Source organism: Streptomyces sp. NBC_00568, assembly GCF_026341855.1.
GTDB lineage: Bacteria > Actinomycetota > Actinomycetes > Streptomycetales > Streptomycetaceae > Streptomyces.
Map to the genome: position 1 here is coordinate 3,449,862 of NZ_JAPENW010000001.1, position 20,445 is coordinate 3,470,306.

Sequence of the window (20,445 nt, forward strand, 5' to 3'; positions counted from 1 at the left end):
AAGGCCACTCAATTAACAGATGCCGTCAACTGAAGGGCGGCGGAGGGGGTGCGGGGCGGCCGGTCGGGGGTTCCCGTGTCCGACTGATGGCCTAGGGCGCGAGGGGTCGCGGGGTTCGATTACGCTCGGAGCCATGGCCGACGCACCGTACAAGCTGATCCTCCTCCGCCACGGCGAGAGCGAATGGAACGCGAAGAACCTGTTCACCGGTTGGGTGGACGTCAACCTCAACGAGAAGGGCGAGAAGGAGGCAGTACGCGGCGGTGAGCTGCTCAAGGACGCCGGCCTGCTGCCCGACGTGGTTCACACCTCGCTCCAGAAGCGCGCGATCCGCACCGCGCAGCTGGCGCTGGAGTCCGCGGACCGCCTCTGGATCCCGGTCCACCGCAGCTGGCGCCTGAACGAGCGTCACTACGGCGCCCTTCAGGGCAAGGACAAGGCCCAGACGCTCGCCGAGTTCGGCGAGGAGCAGTTCATGCTGTGGCGTCGCTCGTACGACACCCCGCCGCCGGCGCTCGACCGCGACTCCGAGTACTCCCAGTTCGACGACCCGCGCTACGCGGCGCTGCCGCCGGAGCTGCGTCCGCAGACGGAGTGCCTCAAGGACGTCGTCGTCCGCATGCTTCCGTACTGGTTCGACGGCATCGTCCCGGACCTCCTCACCGGCCGTACGGTCCTGGTCGCGGCCCACGGCAACTCGCTGCGCGCCCTGGTCAAGCACCTCGACGGCATCTCCGACGCCGACATCGCGGGCCTGAACATCCCCACCGGCATCCCCCTCTCCTACGAGCTGGACGCCGACTTCAAGCCCCTCAACCCGGGCGGCACCTACCTCGACCCGGACGCGGCCGCGGCCGCGATCGAGGCGGTCAAGAACCAGGGCAAGAAGAAGTAACGCAACACCAGCAGGCCCCCGACCTGCTGTTTCCTGGCAGGGCGGGGGCTTTTTGGTGGGGCTGGGCCGTCTCTGGGCCGTCAGGTGCTTGGTCGGGCCATCAGACGTGTCGGCGCCAGCGGCGGATGCGGATGTCGAGGACGATCAGCAAGGCCGTGGGGATCGCGATCTGGGCGGGGGCGTTCGCCCAGAGGGCGAGGGTGCCGCCAGCCGTGCCGATGAGCGCCATGGGCAGGTCGCGAGGATGGATGTCGACCGTGACGCCTGTGCGTGGGACCATGGGTCCTCCATGTGTGATCGGTTCCTGGTAAGGGTTTCCGGGCGCAGATATGGAAGCGAATGCCGCCCCAGCCCGGGCGGCATTCGCATGCTGCGGAAACTTTCCCATAGTCGTCACGTGTGAACCAAACACACAGCTAGGCGCCACCTTGTCCGTTTGGATGGACAGATTGTCCACGACCGTGGACAGCCAGAGCGTTCCGAAAACCTTGGAAAACTTCCCAAACTTTCCAATCTTTTCAGGAGTCGTCTCGTGTCGCCCCACGTGACTCCCCGCCGCCCCTGTTGCCTCGTGCTGCCTCGCTCTTCAGGGACGCCGCCACCGTTGTTGCGTGCTAGCCAGGGATCCCAGCTCCTGGCAGGGGGCAGGGATCCGGTTAGTTGCTAAGCGGCGCTGATCGGCTTTACGGTTTCGTCTTAGCAGCATTGCTTGTTCGTCTTTACTGGTCAGTGATTACTGGTTCGGCATTACGGGTCAGTGATTACTGGTTCGGCATTACGGATTTCTTATCTGGTCTGTGAGCGCATTGCTCGTCTCGTAGGTGCCCGCAATCGCCTTCCGGGTACGCTCTTGGCTCGACGGCATGAGGTGCGCGTAGACCCGAAGCGTCAGCCCTGGATCCGAGTGGCCGCGGTACTCGGCCAGGGCCTTGATGTTCTCCCCGGCGTCCAGGAGCACCGACGCGTAGAAGTGCCGGAGCGCGTGCATGCCGTTCTCGCGGGACTCGGCGTGCGGCTGTCCACGCTCGGGGGCCGGGATTACTCCGGCGCCGGCCAGCGCCCGCTTCCACGCCTCCTCGTTGAGCGACGTGCGCCAGACATGACCCCCGCGCGGTCCGGTGAAGATCAGCCGCTTGGTCACCGGAGGACCATCCGCGACCTTCCACGGCAACGTGACCTCGACCGGCGGGAACTCCTTCATGTGCGCCCGGAGAGCGTCAGCGACCGGCCCAGGGAGCGGAACGTCCCGAAGCTTGCCGCCCTTCGGCGGGGCGAACACGGCCTTGCTACGGCTCAGCTTCAGTTGCTGGACCACATGAAGCGTGTCCGACTCGAAGTCGATCGCGTCGACGGCGACACCGAGGATTTCGCCCTGGCGGAGCCCGCAGCCACCGCCCAGATCGACCATCGCTCGGAAGCGTTCAGGCATGGCGGCGCGAACAGCGAAGACCCGTTCCGGCGTCCACGGCTTGACGCGCTTGGTGTCGACAACCGGCGGCCGGACCGAGCGAGCCGCACATGGATTGCGGGGGAGATGCCCGTCATCCACGGCCGCGCTCAACGCAGCGCGCACGTTGGAGTAGATCGTCCGGGCGTACGAGCCCCGGACGCCGTTCTTCTGAAGCTGTCGCACCCAGTCGCGGATGTGGGTGGGTTGGAAGGACCCGAGGGGGCGCGTACCCAGGTACGGGAAGGCATGCAGTCGAAGCTGCGACTCCATCGAGGCTTGCGTGTTCGGGTCAGCGCCCTGGGCCTCCACCCAGCGTTCGGCGTACTGCTGGAAGGTGATCCGGGCCGCGCGAGGGTCGATGTACTGCCCGCGCGCCATGTCCGCCTCGATGTGAGCGAGCCATTGGTCGGCAAGCCGCTTCTGCCGGTCCGGGAAGCTCTTGGCTTTCTCGGTGCCATCCGGGCCGATGTAGCGCGCCCGGTAGCGAAGTCCAGAGCCGTAGCGATCGCTCTTGACCTTGCGGACCTTGCCGTCCGGACCCGTCTCACTCTTGTACCAGCGGTCTTGGATGTGTCCGGCCATCAGGCAACGGCCCCTTCCATCAGGGACTCGACCCAGGCCCGGACGTCATTGGGGTCGTAGCGCAGGTGCCGGCCGACCCGGAAGCCGCGGGGGCCGGTGCGCTTCCGGCGCCATTGGTAGACCGTCTCGATCGGCACGCCCAGAAGTTCGGCGACGTCCAACGGAGTGAGGTACCGCGCTGGAAGAGGGCGCGGCTCGTCGGGAACCCGCGCCACGGTAAGGCGCCGCTCAGCCATGGGTGGGTTCTCCTTCTGTTCCGGGGGCGGGTTCGAGGGATGCGGCGAGCCAGGCTTCGGCGGCGGACAGGCCGGTTCCGGCGAAGACCCAGTGCGAGACGACGAGGGTCGTCGTGTCGGTGTCGCCCGCGGTGGCTGCTGCGGCTTGTGCTCGGCGCCATTCGGCGCGGGCGGTGCGGAGGGCACCGAGGGTGGTGGAGTAGCGGCGGGACTTGGTGGAGAAGTGGCCGCGGAAGCCGAGCATGTGGGCCCAGGCCCGGAGTCGGAGATCTTCTAACTCCTTGCGCATGCCGAGCGTCCAGGCCGTTCGGATCAGCCGGCGGGCGTGGTCGCTGATGTCGAGTTGGGCGAGTTCGGCGAGGAACTTGAGCGGGCGGTCGAGAGCTCCCGTGGCGGTCTCGGCGCCCTTGGTGGCGTACTTGGCGATGTACGAGGCGACAGCCCGCTCGGTCAGTTCCTGGCCGCCGTCGAAGTCGGCGGAGCGGATCGTGCGGACGTCGAGCTGACGGCCGAAGGTGAAGATGTGCGCGCGTCCGTCGATGACCGGGCCGTCCACGCGGACGTGAGCAGCAGCGGCGCCGATGGCGTCGGTGAGCAGTTCGGCGGTGACCCAGGCCGGAGGTGGGGTGTCGCCGCCCTCGGGGCCGTCGATGCGGATGACCGCGTGGAAGTGGACGGCGCCGCGCTTCTGGTACTCGGCGACCTTGGCGAAGGAGACGCGGGCGTACTGGCGGAACGTGCGCTGTGAGAGTCCGGCGCGCTTGGCGACCTCGCGGCGCAGGTAGGTGGAGAAGCGACGCCACAGCGGACCGGCGTGGGCGTTCCAGAGGACGGCGGCTTCGTAGTCGTACGTGTCCGGGTCGAGCGGGGTGCCGGGTGCGGCGTCCTCCTGGTCGTGGCGGATGCCGCAGCGGCAGCGGCGGATCGAACCGGTTGGGCCGGTGGGGCGGTTGTGGACGGGGCCGAAGCTGGGGGCGGTGAAGGTGGCGAAGACGCGGGGGTGCGCGGCGACGCGTTCCGTGATGCCCTTGCCGCCGCGCAGGCCGCTGGTGATCAGGTGGAAGGTGTCGCGGCGGTAGACCTCGGCGCAGGCTTCGCAGCGGGTCACGCGGCGGTTGTTGCAGCGGACCAGGAGGTGACCGGCCGGGAGGCCAGCGGAGTCGAGTCGGTGGAGGACGTCACCGATCTCGCCGGTACGGGTGTTCACGTCGTACTCGGTGCGGTGGCCGTCGAGGCGGATCGGATGGGTGCAGCCACCGAGGCCGGAGAGTTGCCGCAGCAGTTCGGGCATGGTGCCGAGCGAGGCCAGTTCGGCGAGTTCGGGCAGCGGGGGTGGTGTGGAGCGGGTGATGATGGCGTTCTCCTTCTGGCTTCGGCTAGGAGGGGTAGGGCCCCCGGGGCGGCGGATGCTTGGCGGTATCGAGGCCGTCCCGGGGATCTGTTGTGCAGCGGCTTTCAGCGGCGGTGCTGGTCGCGGAGCATCGATCGCAGGACCACGGCGGCTATGGCCACGGAGATGGCCGTGACGGCGACGGCGGCCAGGAGCGCGGTGAGGACGACTCCACCGACGAGGACGGCCGCAACCGCTCCGGTGCTGATGGAGATCTGCGGGACCGCACGTCGTACGGGTGCCGGATCGGCCGGGGTGTGGGTGTGCGCGGGCGGCGGTGTCGGGTTCTCGGGGTACTTGGGCAGGAACACGGCGAACCTCTCCTTGCCTACTCGTCTAGTCGTGTGAGCCGTTTATGACGTCCACGCCGGAGCGCGTGCCGGAGTCGATGGCCGGGGCCAGGAAGGTGCGCGAGAGCAGGAAGCCGAAGAGGGCGATCACGACGACGACCCAGGTACGGACGCCGAGGAACTTGATCGCTCCCCAAGCGATGAGCCCGAGGACGAGGACAAGCGGCAGGCTGACGGTCACGGGAGTCAGGTCCTTTCAGCGGACGGGGCAGCGGTGGGTACGTGCGGCCAGTTCGGCGGCCGCACGACTGTCGTAGTCGGCGGAGAAGCCGCAACGCGGAGCGGTGCAGGCGGCGGTGTGCTTCTCGCGACCTCGGGCGTCGTAGGACGTGCCGACCTGGACCGCGCCGATGCGGGTGACGGAGCGGAAACGGCGGTTGGCGGTCACGCGGATCTCCTTTCAGAGCTGAGCGGCGATGGCGTCGGCCATGGGGGCAGGGACGCCGAGTCGGGCGCGGAGGGTCGGGTTGTCGATGGCCGCGCCCGTACGGGTCTGGTGTTCGGCGGCGACCTTGCGCGCGTGCTCGACCAGGGCGGCCGGGACGGACACGACGGGCGGAGCTGGAGTCGGTTCGGGTGCCGGTTGCGCGGGGAGCTCCGGTACGACTTCGGGCGCGCCCTCGGCGTCCTCGGTCTCCTCGTGCGGTGCTTGCGGCGAGTGGGCGAGGAGCGTGCCGCCGAGGAAGGCGACCGCGGGCCAGCCCGCGACGAGGATGCGGAGCCAGGCCGGCACCTGGTCCAGGTCGAGGAGCCCGGCGGTGGCGACGTTCGCGCCGAGGGACGCTACGAGCGCGATGACGAACCAGCACCACCCAGCCGCTTTCGCGTCACCGGTCCGCAGCCGACGCCAGGCGGCGACGAGCAGCAGGTCGACCGAGACGGGATACGCCCACGCCTTCCACCCGTCCTGACCGGCCGCCGAGGCGACGTCGTGCAGGTGGGCCAAGGACAGCGCGGCGGCGATGACCGCTTGGACGAGGACCGCGTCGACACGGGCCAGTTGGGCACGCATGCTGCGGCTCCTTCCGGATTCAGGCATGGCAGGGGTAGGGACATGGCGCGAGACGGTCACGCCGGCCGAGAGGGAGCGGGAAAGCTCAGTCGGTCACAGGGCGAGGCTGGACAACCGGGGCCGCAGACTCGACGGGCCGTACGGGCACGTCGGGCCGGAAGGGCTTGAGCGCGGGCAGGTCGGGCACCAGGTGCGCCGACTCCCGACAGATCTCGGCGGCATCGCCGAGGGAGAGGTACGGCGTACGGATGCGGGACCAGCCGCCGGAGGAGTCGCCCGCGACGGCGAGGCCGGGCCGCTCAGGGGCGATGGCGCAGGCGGCGGAGACCGCTTCAGGCGCGATGTCACCGAGGGCCATTTTGGCGGAGGCTTCGTCGTTGACGCGGTGGCAGACGCGGCCGGTCAACTGGGCCCGGAGCATGGTCGCTCCCTTGCCGAGTTCGGCGCCGAAGCGCTGTCCGCAGACTTCCAGGTAGATCCCGGCAGCACGGCCGAGCTGGGCGAGGCGGATGAGCTGGGTGACCATCTCGTCCCGCCGTTCCTCGTCCTTGCGGGTGGCGACGAGGAAGAGTTCGGCCACCTCGTCGACGAACAGCACGATGGGAACAGGGCGTTCGTCCTCGGGGAGCCCCCAGACATCCGAGGTGATCTCCTCGTCGGGAGTACCCGGGGCGAGACCCTGACGGGCCTTGATCAGTTCGTAGCGCTTCTCCATCTCCTGGATGAGCACGGGCAGCAGTTGGGCCGCCTGCTCGGGGTCGGTGGCGAGCGCGGAGAGCCTTGCCGCGAAGGGGGACAGTTCCACTCCGCGCTTGCAGTCGATGCCGACCAGGGCGACGGGTTGTGGGGCGAGACCGGCGACGAGGTGGCGCAGGTACATGGACTTGCCGGAGAGCGTTGCGCCGAGGGTGAGTTGGTGAGGGATTGCGCGGTAGTCGCGTACGAACGGGGTGGCGTCCTCCCGTAGGGCCACGGGCACTTTGAGAAGCCCGGACGTGACCTTGCGAGGCATTCGCACGCTTCGCAGGACGTCGAAGCCGACGAGCCGCAGTTCGACCACGCCCGACTTGACCGTGCTGACGTACACGGCGTGAACTCCCCAGGCGTGCCGCAGCCGTTCGGCCGATGCGGCCACGTCGGCCGGCTCCTGTCCTGGGGCGAGCCGAAGACGCAGGCGTAACCCGGTCGAGGTGGGGCGGATGATGCCCCGGCGGGGCGGTACCGGCCGAACCTCACGTCGAGTGGTGGCCTTGACCGCCAGGACCCGCAGCCGGGACGGAGCCACGGTCAGCCCGCACGCCTCCATGACCGAGCTGTACGAGCCGAGCAGCCGTGCCGTGGATATCGGCAGGCCGACCGTGGACCAGTAGACGCCGGGGTGCTTGGCTCGGGCGTAGGCAGCCCCGCCGCCGAGGGCGGCGACAGGACCACCCACCTCCAGGAGCGTTGTCAGGTCGGTCATCAGGCCGTGGCCCCCATGGCGGCCGGGAACACGGCCGGAGTGACGGCGGCGGAGCGGTAGGCGATGCCGTGCCGCTGCTGCCCGTTGAACACGCTCTCCCACGGCCGGGCCACCAGCCCCGGCAGCGACACCGGCGCCCCGAGCGCGAGCCCTTCGGACACCCCGCTCTCCGGAATGGTGACCTTGATCAGGGACGACTCTCCCTCCTCGATGTAGACGACGCCGATCGTCATCAGTGCCTCCCCGCTGACTGTGTCCTTCGCGATCTCGCCGGTCTGACGGTCACGGACCTTGGGCTCGGGCGCCTCGGTCAGGAGGATCGTCGCGGCCGAGGTCTCCACACGGATGGTGCGCAAGATTTCTTCCCATCTACTCGTCTAGACAAGATGCTCTTCAGGCCCGATCACTTCGGGAACGCCAACCACCCTGTCACGCAGCTTGGCCACTCGTCTATACGAGTAGGCCTGTTGAGGTGTACGAGTCCGAAAAGTGGCCTCGCGCACCGCCGATCAGGTCGCCGGAAGCTGGTAGGAGAGGACGTACGCGTCCGCCGCCATGACGGTGTCGCAGACTTCGACGGCCCGCCCCTCGGTGTCGTACGCCGTACGGACGAGGTGGATCACCGGCACACCGGAGGCAAGCCGGAGCGTCTTGACCTCGGTCGGCGAGGGCATTCGGGCGCGGATCTCCTCCTCGAAGTGGTCGAGGTGATGGCCCAGCTCCTCAAGACGGGCGTAGATGCCGCCGGGGCCGGGGTTGGGTTCGGCGATCTGCGTACCCCGCGCGATGTCGAGCGGGAGATACGAGGTGGCGAACTCGACCGGACGGCCGTCGAGCAGGTATCGGCGACGCCGGGCGAGCACGCGGCGTACGGACCCGAGCCGGGTGGAGATGTCCTGACTGGCCTTCTCCTCCTTGACCTCAAGGCTGTCGACCTGGGGGTGACTGCCCGCGGCGTCCGCTTCGACGATGAACGCGGACTTTCCCTGCTCGCGGTGGCGCCGGGCGAAGCGGTCGGAGGCCAGCCGGCGGACGGGCGGTCGCGGCCGGACGAAGACACCCTTGCCGTGTTCGGCGGCGACCAGGCCCTCGCCCTGGAGGATGGAGAAGGAGTTGCGGACAGTCATCCGGGATACGCCGTAGTGCTCGACAAGTTCGGCTTCCGAGGGGAGCTTTTCGCCCTCCTTGAATCGCCCACGGTCGATGGCCTCGCGCAGCTGGTCGGCGATCTGTCGGAACACCGCACGATCGCTGGTGGGGTCCAGAGCGCCGAGCAGAGACGGAAGTGAGGTCACGAGTGCTCCTTTAGGTATCTAGACGAGTGGGCGAGTGTTGTTGCTACGGTGGAGAGCCTAGCCATCCGAGAGGGCCGAGGAACGTGACCACTGACCGTCCGCACTCCGTGAGCGTTGCCGGAGTCATCGTCGACGACCAGGGCCGGGCCCTCTTGATCCAGCGACGCGACAACGGACGGTGGGAACCTCCGGGTGGCGTTGTCGAGCGGGAGGAAACCCTCCCCGAGGCACTTCAGCGTGAAGTCCTCGAAGAAACCGGCATCAAGATCGCGCTTCCGGCGACCCTCACCGGCGTCTACAAGAACATGACGGGCCTGATCGTCTCGCTGGTCTTCCGCTGCCAAGCTGCCGACGGCTCGCCCACCACCGGGGACGAGACCCGCGCACTGCGTTGGGCCACCCGCGAAGAAGTCACCGACCTCGCCGACGAGGCGTACGCGATCCGCGTCCTGGACGCACTCGACGCGGCATCCCCGCCGGCCATCCGCGCCCACGACGGCGTGAAACTCGTCTAGCCCGAACCCGCTGCACATGGCGGCCTACCAGCACGAAGGAACTTGTATGCACGAGTATACGAGCACTGCGCGGGTCTGGGGACTCACTTGCCCAGGATTTCCGGAAGAGGTGAGCAGGGCCCGCCGTTGGACGCGCGACATCCTGCGCGACTCGCCACTAGCGGAGGACGCGGAACTGATCGTGAGCGAGCTGAGCGCGAACGCGATCCTCCACACGGCCAGCGGCAAGGAATCGGGCAGCTTCCATCTCGCGCTCGCGGTCTCCTCGCAGGTAATCGCCCTGTCGGTCACGGACGACGGAGGCACGGGATCGGCCCCGGCCATCGAGCACCAGGACCAGGAAGCCGAGCACGGCCGGGGGTTGGGCATGGTCAGCGTGATCGCGCACCGCGTCGTCGTCCACGACAGCGACGGCGGCCACACGGTCACCGCGGAGCTCTTCACCGGGGCCCGCAGGGGAGGCCACCCGTGCTGATGGACAAGCCGCTGCGCGGTTACTGGTGCGAGTGCTGGACAGAAGAACTCGCTGGAGGCGAACCGCCAGAGCTCCGGGCGTCCTTCGACGCCTACACAGCACCCCAGGCCGACAGATGGGTCGCGGTCGCACTCCGCACCATCTCCCCGGCACTCGACGCCGATGCCTCGGACGAAGCGTGGGCCTGGCTCTATGAGGGACGCATCCGGACCCGGAGAGCCCTCGCACGCATGGAGCCCTGCACAGTCTCAGTGACCCACGTCGGCACACGCATCACTTGGACGATCCGCCCAGTCCTCTACGTGCCGCTCGCCCACCGCCAGGGCATCGAACTCCCGCCCTGCGCATATGACTTCAAGCCCCAACAGATCTACTGAGTTACAACTTTCTCTACTGGTTCAAGTGCTCGCTTCGCTCGCTCCAGGTGGGCGGAGCCCAGGGGGAAAGAGCACATCGACGGCGGCGGGGCCACCTGACGATTCCCGGCACCTCAAGGACTGATCAGTCTTCTCACGTCGTTCGAAAAGGGGCCGCGCGCAGCGCGGCGGCGCCCGCGCCCGCAAGGGGGCGAAATACATGCCGGGGCTACAAGGGGACAGCTACACGGCTCGCCCACCAGGCACAGGCAAGGACACATGCCTCCGGCGGGGGCGCTCAGGCTCCAGGATGGCGGGGGCACCGTTCGCGAGATCTGGGTCATGGATGCGGCATTTCGGCGCCGTAGCGGCTGGGAGCTGCTCGACGTAGTGCCCCTGACCCACGAGGAACAGACCGTGGTCCATCTGTTCAGCAAACAAGATCCGCTCAGCGCCGGCATCACCGTCTATCACTCAGATCCGGTCACCGGAGCTAGCAGTGAATCACCCGCGACGCTTGAAGAGTGCCAGAAGCTGGAGCGCGCTGCCGTCTGGAGCCCCGAGCACATCGAAGATCGGCTACGGGACCATTTTGACGGCCGCCCGAACAAATGGGTGGAATCTTTGCGCCTGAAGCCGTGATGCCAGGACCCACTTCTGTGCGCAGGCGGTCGCCGAGTACGACCTTGGGCCAGCCGCGTGATCAAGGCCACCGCCCCGTGCCACGAGCGTGCCAGATCGAGGGGGAAACCGCGGGGGAATCACGGAGACTCGCGGTAGCCGTAGACGAGATCAGCCCCCGACCAAACTTGCTGGTCAGGGGCCGATTCCCGTTACAGTGGCGGCGCCAGGATTCGAACCTGGGAAGGCGAAGCCGGCAGATTTACAGTCCTCTCACGATCGCCTGGATACACGTCCTCTGACCTGCGGCTTCTCGCGCATCGAAAGCCGGGTAATGGGTCATCGTCCGCGACTCGTCCACATCCAGGGGATCATGCGATGACCCACGGCAGCATGACGCACCTGAAGGGCACGGTCTATGCAATGGCCGCAGCCTGAGATCCTGGGCTTGAACCACTGGGGGAATCTCCCCGTCGGCGGGCCCCGGGCGGGGGGTCCCCTGGCCCACGCACATCTTCCAGCACCGCTTGCCCGCGCCGGTCAACGAATTTCGTGAACAGCTCCTGCGAGTACCCGAAGATGATGGCCCAGGCGATGATCTGCGCGGATGAGTCGAGCGCACTGAGACCTGGAACAAATCCACCGCGCATGAGGAGAAGACCTCCGACAGCCGTCAGAGCGCCCGCTGGCAGCTTCAATGCTGCCAGAGCGACTGGTACCCCATAGGGGGTGGCTGTACCTCTGATCTTCCGCAACGCTGAGGCTGAGGCGAGGCCAGCCGCTACAAGGCCAGCGACTTCAACAACGAAATAGTCTCGGCGTATGGCGGTCTTCTCGAAGTTGACGTCCAGATCTGGGGAGGAAGGCAAAGGATCGCTTCCTGTAGGGCAGACCACCTCGTACATCACTGGTGACTTTGCCCCCGGCTTCTCCGATTCTGCTGAAAGGGCTTCCATCGACTTCGTTGGGTTAAAACAGAGTGGTACTGCCTCCGGCCAGATGGCACTGAGCGTGCAGATACTCACCGCCAGAACAAACAAGAACCCAGCCACCACCCATACGATGCGCACAAAGCTCTTGGCGCGCAGTTTTTCACGGAGGCTAACCGCCTGAGCAGCTTCAACCGCCTCGATGATCATTACCACGTCGATATCGCTCAGGGAATCGACGCGCCGGACATTCTCGACGGATTTCCTGCGCTCGTCGCCCGAGGGAAGATGCTCCTTGACGACTGCCAGCAAGCTAGGCAGATATGGCTTAATGGCCTCCGGAGACGACAGGAAGGACTTTACCCAGAGCAGTCGAGCAGCACTAAGGTGGATCTGAGCAGCAGTTACATGTGACCCCAGCGGCATCCTGTGATGTTTCTCAAAGTCGAGCAACTGGTCTGCGGAATCCAATTCAGCACGGGCCGCTGCGAGTAGCTTCTTACCAGCATCAGGATCAGAAAGGCTGTCATCTTTAGCCTCTACGAGAGCTCTCATCGTGCGAATAGTGGCGCGAGCCTCTTCACCAAGTTCCCAAGAGCGGCGCTCCCGCCACCACTCAGGGAAGCGCCCAAAATACCTATCGGCCAACTTTGCCATGCCGCTCTACCTACCCCGACATGCGATTGAAATCGCCCTAATTGACCTATCCGGCGCATTCCTTTCGTTCATCTTGGTGACGGCTATTACAACCGTAAGCCAGGAAAAGACATCGTCCGAGCTGCTACCGACAGGACGTCCCGATGCTTCGTGCGCGGCTAGCCTCTGGCGAGTACGCCCCTGGTGACAAGTTCCCTTCCGAGCGGACGCTGGATCAGGAACTTGGCATCCGCCGGACGGCGCTACGTCAAGTCGATCCAGATCGGCGAGGGCTACTACCTCGCCCCCGACGGGCAGGTCGCGGCGAAGCCGTACAAGTTGTTGGTGCAGGTGCTGAGTCGATCGTCGAAGGTGGCGGTCGCGAAGTACGCGTGGAGTGGGCGCGAACGGCTCGGCCTGCTGCGGATCCGCGATGACGTGATCGTGCTGCATGCGATGCGTTGGCCGGACGAGATCCGCGCCCCAGGCGTCGTCGACCCGCCGCACGAGACGGTGTCGGAGGAGGAGATCGCAGGGGCGCTCGCCTTGATGGAGTCGAAGGCGCGCGACGACCTTGACGGCTACGAGTGCGCAGACGGATGGCCATCAGACTCCATTGGCCGCCAAGGAGCCTGCAGCCATCACGGGGGCGTTGTCTCCGTATTTGAAGGAGACGACGGCACAATCCTCAGGTGCGGAGACAACGAGCACCCACCTCGCCCGGACGAACTACAGCAGCAGATCGAAGACTATGAACGCGTCGCCTGTGTGTTCAGGTGACACCGGGTCTACCACGGGTGATCACGGACGCACCACAAGCGCACCAGATCGAGCGGGGAACAACGGGGAACCACGGTAAATGCCGCCGAGGCCAGCGGGGCAGCACCCATACCGTTCGCGCAGGTCAGCAAACGAACCCGTTATAGATGCACGCAGCTTCCCAAGCTGAGAGCGTGACGGGTGCACATCGAGTGGCCGCATCGCCCTTTTTCCAAGGCGTGTTGCCTTCGGTGTGTCAGCAACGGCCATCTGCACGGGTGCAGCCTGTCGTCACCGTTCCGTCACAAGTAGTCGCCGCACGGAACCCTGCCGTTCTCCCGCCCTATCTGCACTCACGCACCACGACCACGCGTACCGCGGGGCAACAACCGACGACCGAAACCCGCGGACGAGACGACTCAGGGGGACGACAACATGCGTCACAGCAACGGCATTCGCAGGGCGGCTCTGGCGACGACGGCGGTCACGGCCGTCGCGGCGGCGGTGACCGGCATCCTGCCCGGCACCGCCATGGCGGCGAGCACCACCACTACCTCTACCCCGCCGCCCGCCTGCCCGGCCTCCGCCCTCCAGGTCAGCGCCTGGCAGGCCGCCCACCCGCCCGTCGGGACCGGGACCGGGGCGGCGGTCGTGCAGTTCACCAACGTCTCCCGGAAGACGTGCGTCCTGAAGGGCCATCCGACGGTCTCGGGCGCCGGCAACGGCTCCCCCGCCCACAACACCCCGCTCAAGGTCACCCCCACCGGCAGGGCGGCCACCGTGACGGTCCGGCCGCACGGGAAGGCGTGGGTGAAGCTGACCTTCGTCCAGGTCCAGGGGGAGGGCGACGGCTACTGCGTGTCGGGCAAGACCCCGGCGGCGTATCCGACGATGGTCATCGGGCTGCCGCACTCCGGGAGGCACCAGGTCGCCCTGAACGACGGGTGGTGGGCCGAGTGCGACAACAAGGTGACCGTCACCCCGGTCTCGGCGGTCAAGCCTTCCTGACCCCCCGTCCCCACAAATCGAGGAGCCTGCATGACGATCGCAAGGCTCTGACCTACATGTTTACGAGGAACTGCACATAAGTGCAGGTCAGCGACTCAATGCACCTTCGGTGCGCTGAGTCGCTGACCTGCGGTGATCAAACTCCGATGACACAAACTCGCGTCCGTCAAAGTCCGATGGCAAACGGTCAAGATCCGGTGGCGCAGGACAACCCAGACGCACCTTCGGCGGCACGCCTCGCCCCCAACCCGCGCCGAAGCCGAGACCGCGTTGGCGAGCCATCTCTGAGCGCTCACCTGGGCAGGAGCACGCGACCGGCCAATCGCCACCGTCTCAGTTTCCGTCTCATTCACCACCGTTCACGGATGTTCAGACGAGACCACAAGCCCACTCCCCCGAGCCGACCAGCCGCGCATGAACGCAGGTGAACGTCCCCGAACGCGGCCCAAGACCCCATCAACACAGTTGGAAAGCGTGTTGGCATCGGAGTTGGGTTACGGCCCGCGGGAGGGCGGCGATGCGTGATCAGCTTGGGGCGTGGAGACCATCATCGCCAGCGGCATAGCCGTCCTGGGAACGCTGCTCGGGTCGGGGATCACTCTGGCGTTCCAGCAGCGCACCGCCGACAGGAGCCATCAGTTCACCCGTCGCGAGAAGCAGCGGCAGGAGCGACTCGATGCCTACTCTGCCTACGCCGGCGCGTTGGTCAACTACCGTCGCTGCCTGGTGCACCTCTGGTTCTGCGAGCACGAACAGCCACCACCGGAGGATCCTGACACGGTGCGGATCCGTGCCTACGACCTACGCTCCAACGCCCAGGAAGCGCTGTTCCGAGTGCAGATGCTCACCGATGACGAAACGCTGAGCCGGTCCGCGGAGGACGTACTCGCAGGCGTTACGGCGCTGTCCAAGACAGACAGCAGAACAGAACTCGACAACGCCAGGGTACGGACCCGCGACGACATCAGCCGACTGGTCAGAGCAGTCAAGCAGCACCTCTGAGGCACTTGCAGACGTGCTGGTTCGTAGACCCTCACACTGGCAGCGGCCGCACCGCAAGCGCACCAGATCGAGCGGGGAACAGCGGGGAATCACGGTGAACGCAGCCGGGCCCAACGAGGCTACATCGCGGCCGTTCGCCCAGGTCAGCGGCCGAGTCGACCCCAAATGCCCGCAGCTTCCCAAGCTGATGTCACCGCAGCTACGCAGGCGAGGGACGTTCTGTCAGCGGCGACCAGTAGCCTGCGACGATCAGCCGTCGCGCGCCTGGAGATGCCGTGGAAGCTACCGCTCTCGTCAGTCCCGATCAGTTGTGGTCGGCGCAGGAGGTCTTGGTGCGTCCGAGTCCTGTACCGGCGGCGGCAGGGGTCTACGGGTGGCACTTCGAGCAGCCGCCCCACCCCGACCTGGACGCTGGTCGCCTGCTGTACGTCGGTATAGCCCCGCGGTTCATGGCGAACCGGACCAGCACGCAGAACCTTCGCAAGCGGGTGCGCTACCACTACCGGGGCAACGCGGCCGGCTCGACGCTGCGGCTCACCCTCGGATGCCTGCTCGGCCTTGAGCTGCGTCGCGTGGGCAGCGGCAAGCGGATGACCTTCGGCAAGGCCGGCGAAGCCACCCTGAGCCAGTGGATGGCGGACAACGCGCGGGTGTGCTGGATTGAGCAGAGCGAACCATGGGACCTGGAGTCACAGCTCATCTCCCAGCTCGACCTCCCGCTGAACCTCGACCAGAACCGCCACAACGCGTTCCACGGTCGCCTGAAGGAGATACGAGCCCAAGCACGCCAGCGAGCACGAGAGTTGCCCATTAGCTCGTAGGCCGCCGAACGGGCCGTTGCCTGGGCCGTCTCTGGGCCGTCCGAGGCCGCTGAACAGTGGCCAATGACGACCAACGACGACCACCAGGCGCACATGCCCACCGCTCCTGAGCAGCGAAAACGCAGGTCACCAAGGTCTCTGACAAGACCCAGGGCAAGAAGAAGTAACTTTTGTGATCATGACTCTCACCTGTGCGTATGGCGCGGGTGGGAGGCATTTTCGTGACTCTTTCATTTGCCGCGCCGCCTGGAGTGTCGGCGGACCCGCTGGGCATCAACGGCCGAGTTGCTCCTGCGCTACGCCACGGTGGACTTCGCTGGCGCGGTCTTCGCGTACCCCCTCACGATCGCCACGGAGGCCGCCCCTTTCGTGCTCCTGGGGGTCGGTGGAAGAGCAGACTTTTGCCGACACACCCGACGCCACGGTGCACATGGCTTCGCTGCGTGGGGTGGACGCGGCCCATCCGGTCCTCCTCGACGTCGACCTGTCAGGGTGCCTGTTCACCGGGACCGTGCACCTGGACCAGCTGCGGCTGGAGGGCACTTGTTCCTTCGGCGGAGTCCCGCCCCGAACGCAGACTGCTGCACGGCTACTGGCTGCTGTCCGGTTACGGCCTGCGCGCTTCCCGGACCCCCGGGCTTCAGGGGCCCGGCCGCACGGTTACGAAGCCATGACATCGGGGCGTACAACCGGTGCGCCCCAGCCCGGGTCGAACACATGGACGCGGCGCATCCGCGGTCCTGACGACCGACTCGAAAGGCTCTCGCATGTCCCGTGCACGACGCAGAACCCGCAGCGCCCGGCTCACGGCGCCCCTGGCCGCCGCCGCGCTGCTGGCCGGAGGGGCCGGCGCCTGGGTGTTCACCGGGGCCACCGCTCAGGCCGCCACCGGATCGGCGGACGCCCGGGACGACTTCAACGGGGACGGGTACGCGGACCTGGTCGTCGGGGCCCCGGACGCGACCGTTTCGAGCAAGGCCCGCGCAGGCTACGTGGCCGTCATGTACGGCTCCGCCGACGGGCTCTCCACGGCGAAGAAGAAGATCGTCAGCCGCTCCACCACCGGGGTTCCCGGCGCCGCCACGGCGAACCAGCGCTTCGGGGCCACCTTCACCAAGGGCGACCTGGACCGCGACGGATTCAGCGACCTCGTGATCGGGGGCGGCACGGCCGGCTCGGTCGTCCTGTGGGGCTCCGCCTCCGGGCTCACCGGCGGCACGGCCCTCGCCGGGTACGGCGCCTCTCCGCAAGCCGGCGACTTCGACGGCGACGGGAAGACGGACCTCGCCCTGTTCTCCGCGCAGAACGTCGGCGGCGACGACCCCGCGGGCGCTCCGGCCGCCCTGTGGAAGGGCCCGGTGTCGCGCGCCGGCAAGCCGGCCGCCGTTCTGAACCTGCTCGACACATCCCTGTGGTGGGGCTACGAGGCGGACGACGAGACCTGCGCCACCAACGGCGGCTGCGAGGACGGCCCGTCCTCGATCACCGGCCCCGTCACCTCCGGCGAGGTCGGCGACGTCAACGGCGACGGCAAGGACGACATCGTCCAGTGGAGCTACGCGGGCGACGGCGAGTGGGCCAACCGCCTGCTGTACGGCGGCAGCGCGGGCTTCACGCGCGGCCAGGTACCCGGGGCGGACACCAACCACACCGGCACGGGCACGGGCATCGGTGACGTCAACGGCGACGGCTTCGACGACGTGGTGGTCGGCGCCGACAGTTGGAACAAGAAGGTGAGGGTCGCCTTCGGCTCGGCCTCCGGCCTGTCCGACGCGAACGTGCAGTCCTTCGACCAGGACCTGCCGGGCTTCCCGGGTGCCCAGGAGCAGGGCGACGCGCTCGGCACCGCCGTCTCCGTCGGCGACGTCACCGGCGACGGCTACGCGGACATCGCGCTCGGCATCCCCGGCGAGGACTTCGACGGCCTGAAGGACGCCGGTTCGATCGCCCTGCTGCACGGCAGCGCCTCCGGGGTCACCGGCACCGGCGCGCAGACCTTCCACCAGAACACGGCCGGGATCTCCGGGGCCGCAGAGAAGAACGACAGGTTCGGCGTGAGCACCGCGCTCCTGGACGTCAACGGCAACGGCCGCCTGGACCTCGCCGCCGGCTCGATCGCCGAGAACAGCGACAACGGGGCCGTCTGGGTGCTGCGCGGCACGTCGACCGGCCTCACCGCCAAGTCGTCCCTCGCGTTCGGCGGCGGAACCCTGGGCGCGCCGGCCACGGACGCCCGGTTCGGCACCGACCTGCGCTGAACGGTCCGGCGGGAGGCGGGGCGGCCCACCCGGGGCCGCCCCGCCTCTGTCGTCTCCGGCCCGGGTTCGTCAGTCCAGGTGTGTCGGCGGGCGGATCGGCTCCCTGCCGGGCAGGCCCGTCCTCCGCGGCGGCGGACGGCGCGCCGGAACAAGATCAGCACGCACCCCGGACACCCTGCCGACCAAGAAACGATCAGTTAGAGGACCCGTATGGCCACGCCGGAGCAAGTGAGGGAAGCACTCACCCAAAGGCTTTCAGGACTCCAGGGGCAAGGGGGAGAAACCTCTCTTGAGGTCCTTGAGGTGAAGGTGCCCTCCGTCTTCCCGGAACTGCTTCTGAAGATCCGGGTCCGTGTCTCAGGGCAGCTCTGGGAAGTCTCACTCGACTACCAGGGCCATGAAGCGAGCCTGGTGAGCGGAGACCTCGCCGAGGACACCCTGAACTACCTCGGGTTCCTCGTACGCACCCACCTCTTCGAGTGGTGGCACACGAAGGACACGGAGAAGTTTTCGGCGCGCATGGGGAAGAGACTGGACTGAGACGCCTTCCGATCAGTGATCACTGCTCACTGATCACCGCTCGGCGGCCAAGCCTCATGTTCAGGTCCCGGGCCGGTCCCGGGCAGGCCTAGCAGTCCCTTCCCGGGGCGAGGTCCGGCAGAGCCGTGCGGAGCCAGTCGGCGAGCACGGAGAAGTCGTCGTCCTTGAGGCCCTCGGCCGGGTCGACGCGGTGAAGCAGTGAAGGGCCTCAGGTCCGGAGAGTACGAGCCCTCGGCCGCCGTGTCGCCCCGATTCCGCCGCCGGGACGATCTGCGCGGAAGTGTCGGCAGATGTCTGATCGAGCCCTCTGGCCTGCGCGTTCTCCAGGAGTGGGCGCGCTTGTCGGGAGAGACGGGGCCGTGGCTGCCGGGTGGGGGGCTCGTGCGTACACTGCGCGCAATCATGGCGGCCTGCCGGGGGGCATCGACAGGTCAGTCCTTGAGTGATCTCACTTTCGCTGTGGACAACCGCGTTCGCCGTGGGTCCTTCCCCTGCCCGGCCCCCTCGACCCGGCTGACTGTTTCTGGAGAAAAATGCGCATACGTACTGCCGCGGCCGCCACCGTCGGCACCTTCGCGCTGCTGTCGTTTCTGACGCCTGCGGCGCATGCGGACACGAAGAAGGGGGACACCACCTTCACCTCGCTGTCCTTCAGCAGGACGACCGTCAACGTCGGCGTCAGCGCGACGCAGAAGCTGACGGTCACCGCCACCGCCAAGGACGGATCCGGGATCAAGGAGATCTACGGCGCCAAGCTGCTGAGCCCCGACAGCCGGATCATCCACACCGGCTCCAGCACCTGCACACGGCCGTCGTCGACGACCAGGAAGTGTGTGTACACGTACAACCTGGACCCCGACCGCACCGACTACTACGACCTCAAGAACAGCTCGGCCGGTACCTGGCACTTCACCGCGGAAGCCTCCTCCATGGACGGGGACTTCTACGACCTCCAGGACAGCGCTCCGTTCAAGGTCAAGCGGTACGCCCGGCTGGCGAGCACGCAGGCGTCGCCCGAGCCTGTCGTCAAGGGCCACACCCTCACCGTCACCGGGACGCTGACCCGGGCCAACTGGGACACCAACGCGTACGCGGGGTACAGCGGCCAGTCGGTGGCGCTCCAGTTCAAGAAGTCCGGCTCCTCGACGTACACCACGGTCAAGACCGTCAGCACGGACAGCAGCGGCAAGCTCAGGACGACGGTCACCGCGAATGCGACCGGCACCTGGCGCTGGAAGTTCGCCGGCACCGGTACCACCAGCGGCGCGACCGCCTACGGCGACAGCGTCACGGCGCGCTAGACCGACCCTCCGGGGGCGCTGTCCCCGAACCCGCCGGATTCGCTCCGGGCCCTGCCCTCGTCGCGTCGCGGCCGAGCCGTCGAGCGCGAAGGGCCCCGTCGTGATGACGGGGCCCTTCTGTACGTACGTAGCTCAGCCGCACTGGCAGGGATTGCCCGACTGGCAGCCGCAGCCGCAGCCGGAGCCGCAGCCGCAGGCGCCGAACAAAGGGAGACTTTTGATCTCGGCGGGCTGTTGGGTGTCGCGGTCCCGTGTCGGGTCGGGCGTGCTGGGGGATTCGGCCATGGGTCCCTCCTTCAGGCACGGAAGCGTGCGAGGCACGCTGCGCCGCACAGTTCCTGTCGCCCATCTCATGCCCACCCGGACGGGCGCATCAACGGCGCACTGAGGCGTCCCGCGCGCCCGGGAGGCGAATCCCACGCGGGGCGGGCCGGGAACCGAACCCGTCCCCTCCCCCTCGCCGGGGAGAGGACGGGGACGGGAGGAGGGGAGAGGAGAAGGGAAGGGAAGGGAAGGGAAGGGGAGGCGAGCCCGGGCTCGGGCTCGGGTGCG

24 protein-coding genes and 1 pseudogene are annotated in these 20,445 nt (G+C 67.5%); 13 read left to right on the forward strand and 12 right to left on the reverse strand.

Going from position 1 to position 20,445, the window contains the following annotated elements; all coding sequences use genetic code 11:
* The first annotated feature begins 133 nt into the window (after nt 1–133).
* A complete protein-coding gene (locus tag OOK38_RS15090) occupies nt 134–895 on the forward strand; it encodes a phosphoglyceromutase (protein WP_261702045.1) in 762 nt (253 codons plus the stop codon).
* 100 nt (nt 896–995) lie between these two features.
* Here OOK38_RS15090 and OOK38_RS15095 read toward each other — a convergent pair whose 3' ends face one another.
* The 11 genes from OOK38_RS15095 to OOK38_RS15145 all read right to left on the reverse strand — a co-directional run bounded on the left by OOK38_RS15095 (nt 996) and on the right by OOK38_RS15145 (nt 8,672).
* Nucleotides 996–1,175 (reverse strand): hypothetical protein, encoded by a 180-nt coding sequence (locus OOK38_RS15095; RefSeq protein WP_266760105.1) that lies wholly within the window; start codon nt 1,173–1,175, stop codon nt 996–998.
* A gap of 495 nt (nt 1,176–1,670) precedes the next feature.
* Nucleotides 1,671–2,927, reverse strand: coding sequence for a site-specific integrase (locus tag OOK38_RS15100; RefSeq protein ID WP_266760103.1), 1,257 nt, complete (start codon nt 2,925–2,927; stop codon nt 1,671–1,673).
* Nucleotides 2,927–3,163, reverse strand: a complete 237-nt coding sequence (locus OOK38_RS15105) for an AlpA family transcriptional regulator (RefSeq protein WP_266760101.1) — start codon at nt 3,161–3,163, stop codon at nt 2,927–2,929. Before OOK38_RS15105 ends, OOK38_RS15100 begins: the two co-directional genes overlap by 1 nt.
* A complete protein-coding gene (locus OOK38_RS15110) occupies nt 3,156–4,454 on the reverse strand; it encodes a replication initiator (RefSeq protein WP_266848497.1) in 1,299 nt (432 codons plus the stop codon). Before OOK38_RS15110 ends, OOK38_RS15105 begins: the two co-directional genes overlap by 8 nt.
* A gap of 164 nt (nt 4,455–4,618) precedes the next feature.
* The gene (locus tag OOK38_RS15115; protein WP_266760098.1) at nt 4,619–4,864 is read right to left on the reverse strand and encodes a SpdD protein; all 246 of its coding nucleotides are present in this window, start codon (nt 4,862–4,864) and stop codon (nt 4,619–4,621) included.
* Between the two features lie 25 nt (nt 4,865–4,889).
* On the reverse strand, nt 4,890–5,084 hold the full coding sequence (locus tag OOK38_RS15120) for a hypothetical protein (protein WP_266760096.1): 195 nt from the start codon (nt 5,082–5,084) through the stop codon (nt 4,890–4,892).
* Between the two features lie 15 nt (nt 5,085–5,099).
* Nucleotides 5,100–5,291, reverse strand: a complete 192-nt coding sequence (locus OOK38_RS15125; RefSeq protein WP_266760094.1) for a mobile element transfer protein — start codon at nt 5,289–5,291, stop codon at nt 5,100–5,102.
* 12 nt (nt 5,292–5,303) lie between these two features.
* The gene (locus OOK38_RS15130) at nt 5,304–5,915 is read right to left on the reverse strand and encodes a DUF2637 domain-containing protein (RefSeq protein ID WP_266760092.1); all 612 of its coding nucleotides are present in this window, start codon (nt 5,913–5,915) and stop codon (nt 5,304–5,306) included.
* Between the two features lie 85 nt (nt 5,916–6,000).
* Nucleotides 6,001–7,377: an FtsK/SpoIIIE domain-containing protein gene (locus OOK38_RS15135; RefSeq protein ID WP_266760090.1), complete on the reverse strand. Its 1,377-nt coding sequence runs from the start codon at nt 7,375–7,377 to the stop codon at nt 6,001–6,003.
* Complete coding sequence (locus tag OOK38_RS15140; protein ID WP_266760088.1) at nt 7,377–7,733, reverse strand: hypothetical protein; 357 nt, start codon at nt 7,731–7,733, stop codon at nt 7,377–7,379. The genes OOK38_RS15135 and OOK38_RS15140 overlap by 1 nt, the downstream gene beginning before the upstream one ends.
* 153 nt (nt 7,734–7,886) lie before the next feature.
* A complete protein-coding gene (locus tag OOK38_RS15145) occupies nt 7,887–8,672 on the reverse strand; it encodes a GntR family transcriptional regulator (RefSeq protein ID WP_266760086.1) in 786 nt (261 codons plus the stop codon).
* Between the two features lie 107 nt (nt 8,673–8,779).
* On the opposite strand from OOK38_RS15145, the gene OOK38_RS15150 reads away from it, so the two are divergent.
* The 4 genes from OOK38_RS15150 to OOK38_RS15165 all read left to right on the forward strand — a co-directional run bounded on the left by OOK38_RS15150 (nt 8,780) and on the right by OOK38_RS15165 (nt 10,660).
* Entirely contained in the window at nt 8,780–9,187 is a 408-nt protein-coding gene (locus tag OOK38_RS15150; RefSeq protein WP_266765744.1) for an NUDIX hydrolase, read from the forward strand.
* Between the two features lie 46 nt (nt 9,188–9,233).
* Nucleotides 9,234–9,662: an ATP-binding protein gene (locus tag OOK38_RS15155; protein WP_266760084.1), complete on the forward strand. Its 429-nt coding sequence runs from the start codon at nt 9,234–9,236 to the stop codon at nt 9,660–9,662.
* On the forward strand, nt 9,662–10,039 hold the full coding sequence (locus OOK38_RS15160) for a hypothetical protein (protein ID WP_266765743.1): 378 nt from the start codon (nt 9,662–9,664) through the stop codon (nt 10,037–10,039). Before OOK38_RS15155 ends, OOK38_RS15160 begins: the two co-directional genes overlap by 1 nt.
* 321 nt (nt 10,040–10,360) lie before the next feature.
* Nucleotides 10,361–10,660, forward strand: coding sequence for a hypothetical protein (locus tag OOK38_RS15165; RefSeq protein ID WP_266760082.1), 300 nt, complete (start codon nt 10,361–10,363; stop codon nt 10,658–10,660).
* 395 nt (nt 10,661–11,055) lie between these two features.
* Here OOK38_RS15165 and OOK38_RS15170 read toward each other — a convergent pair whose 3' ends face one another.
* On the reverse strand, nt 11,056–12,123 hold the full coding sequence (locus OOK38_RS15170) for a hypothetical protein (protein ID WP_266760080.1): 1,068 nt from the start codon (nt 12,121–12,123) through the stop codon (nt 11,056–11,058).
* 245 nt (nt 12,124–12,368) lie between these two features.
* Between OOK38_RS15170 and OOK38_RS15175 the strand changes: the two are divergent.
* The 8 genes and pseudogenes from OOK38_RS15175 to OOK38_RS15210 form a co-directional block, all read left to right on the forward strand.
* Nucleotides 12,369–12,479, forward strand: a pseudogene (locus OOK38_RS15175) (GntR family transcriptional regulator); the annotation flags it as partial.
* A 70-nt stretch (nt 12,480–12,549) separates the two neighbouring features.
* Nucleotides 12,550–12,984 (forward strand): Ku protein, encoded by a 435-nt coding sequence (locus OOK38_RS15180; protein ID WP_266760078.1) that lies wholly within the window; start codon nt 12,550–12,552, stop codon nt 12,982–12,984.
* 414 nt (nt 12,985–13,398) lie between these two features.
* Entirely contained in the window at nt 13,399–13,971 is a 573-nt protein-coding gene (locus OOK38_RS15185) for a DUF4232 domain-containing protein (protein ID WP_266848499.1), read from the forward strand.
* Nucleotides 13,972–14,508: 537 nt separating this feature from the next.
* A complete protein-coding gene (locus OOK38_RS15190; protein WP_266760074.1) occupies nt 14,509–14,973 on the forward strand; it encodes a hypothetical protein in 465 nt (154 codons plus the stop codon).
* A gap of 332 nt (nt 14,974–15,305) precedes the next feature.
* On the forward strand, nt 15,306–15,794 hold the full coding sequence (locus OOK38_RS15195; protein ID WP_266760072.1) for a GIY-YIG nuclease family protein: 489 nt from the start codon (nt 15,306–15,308) through the stop codon (nt 15,792–15,794).
* Between the two features lie 767 nt (nt 15,795–16,561).
* Nucleotides 16,562–18,052: an FG-GAP-like repeat-containing protein gene (locus OOK38_RS15200; protein ID WP_266760071.1), complete on the forward strand. Its 1,491-nt coding sequence runs from the start codon at nt 16,562–16,564 to the stop codon at nt 18,050–18,052.
* Nucleotides 18,053–18,262: 210 nt separating this feature from the next.
* Nucleotides 18,263–18,592 (forward strand): hypothetical protein, encoded by a 330-nt coding sequence (locus OOK38_RS15205; RefSeq protein ID WP_266760069.1) that lies wholly within the window; start codon nt 18,263–18,265, stop codon nt 18,590–18,592.
* Between the two features lie 533 nt (nt 18,593–19,125).
* Nucleotides 19,126–19,893 (forward strand): calcium-binding protein, encoded by a 768-nt coding sequence (locus OOK38_RS15210; RefSeq protein WP_266760067.1) that lies wholly within the window; start codon nt 19,126–19,128, stop codon nt 19,891–19,893.
* Nucleotides 19,894–20,445 lie beyond the last annotated feature (552 nt).

Excerpts from the sequence above, each read along its gene's own strand:
- OOK38_RS15090 (WP_261702045.1), top strand. The coding sequence starts at position 134 with ATGGCCGACGCACCGTACAAGCTGATCCTCCTCCGCCACGGCGAGAGC.
- OOK38_RS15160 (WP_266765743.1), top strand. The coding sequence starts at position 9,662 with ATGGACAAGCCGCTGCGCGGTTACTGGTGCGAGTGCTGGACAGAAGAA.
- OOK38_RS15210 (WP_266760067.1), top strand. The coding sequence starts at position 19,126 with ATGCGCATACGTACTGCCGCGGCCGCCACCGTCGGCACCTTCGCGCTG.
- OOK38_RS15185 (WP_266848499.1), top strand. The coding sequence starts at position 13,399 with ATGCGTCACAGCAACGGCATTCGCAGGGCGGCTCTGGCGACGACGGCG.
- OOK38_RS15205 (WP_266760069.1), top strand. The coding sequence starts at position 18,263 with ATGGCCACGCCGGAGCAAGTGAGGGAAGCACTCACCCAAAGGCTTTCA.
- OOK38_RS15135 (WP_266760090.1), bottom strand. The coding sequence starts at position 7,377 with ATGACCGACCTGACAACGCTCCTGGAGGTGGGTGGTCCTGTCGCCGCC.
- OOK38_RS15130 (WP_266760092.1), bottom strand. The coding sequence starts at position 5,915 with ATGCGTGCCCAACTGGCCCGTGTCGACGCGGTCCTCGTCCAAGCGGTC.
- OOK38_RS15110 (WP_266848497.1), bottom strand. The coding sequence starts at position 4,454 with ATGCCCGAACTGCTGCGGCAACTCTCCGGCCTCGGTGGCTGCACCCAT.
- OOK38_RS15105 (WP_266760101.1), bottom strand. The coding sequence starts at position 3,163 with ATGGCTGAGCGGCGCCTTACCGTGGCGCGGGTTCCCGACGAGCCGCGC.
- OOK38_RS15200 (WP_266760071.1), top strand. The coding sequence starts at position 16,562 with ATGTCCCGTGCACGACGCAGAACCCGCAGCGCCCGGCTCACGGCGCCC.
- OOK38_RS15165 (WP_266760082.1), top strand. The coding sequence starts at position 10,361 with ATGGATGCGGCATTTCGGCGCCGTAGCGGCTGGGAGCTGCTCGACGTA.
- OOK38_RS15100 (WP_266760103.1), bottom strand. The coding sequence starts at position 2,927 with ATGGCCGGACACATCCAAGACCGCTGGTACAAGAGTGAGACGGGTCCG.
- OOK38_RS15155 (WP_266760084.1), top strand. The coding sequence starts at position 9,234 with ATGCACGAGTATACGAGCACTGCGCGGGTCTGGGGACTCACTTGCCCA.
- OOK38_RS15170 (WP_266760080.1), bottom strand. The coding sequence starts at position 12,123 with ATGAGAGCTCTCGTAGAGGCTAAAGATGACAGCCTTTCTGATCCTGAT.
- OOK38_RS15095 (WP_266760105.1), bottom strand. The coding sequence starts at position 1,175 with ATGGTCCCACGCACAGGCGTCACGGTCGACATCCATCCTCGCGACCTG.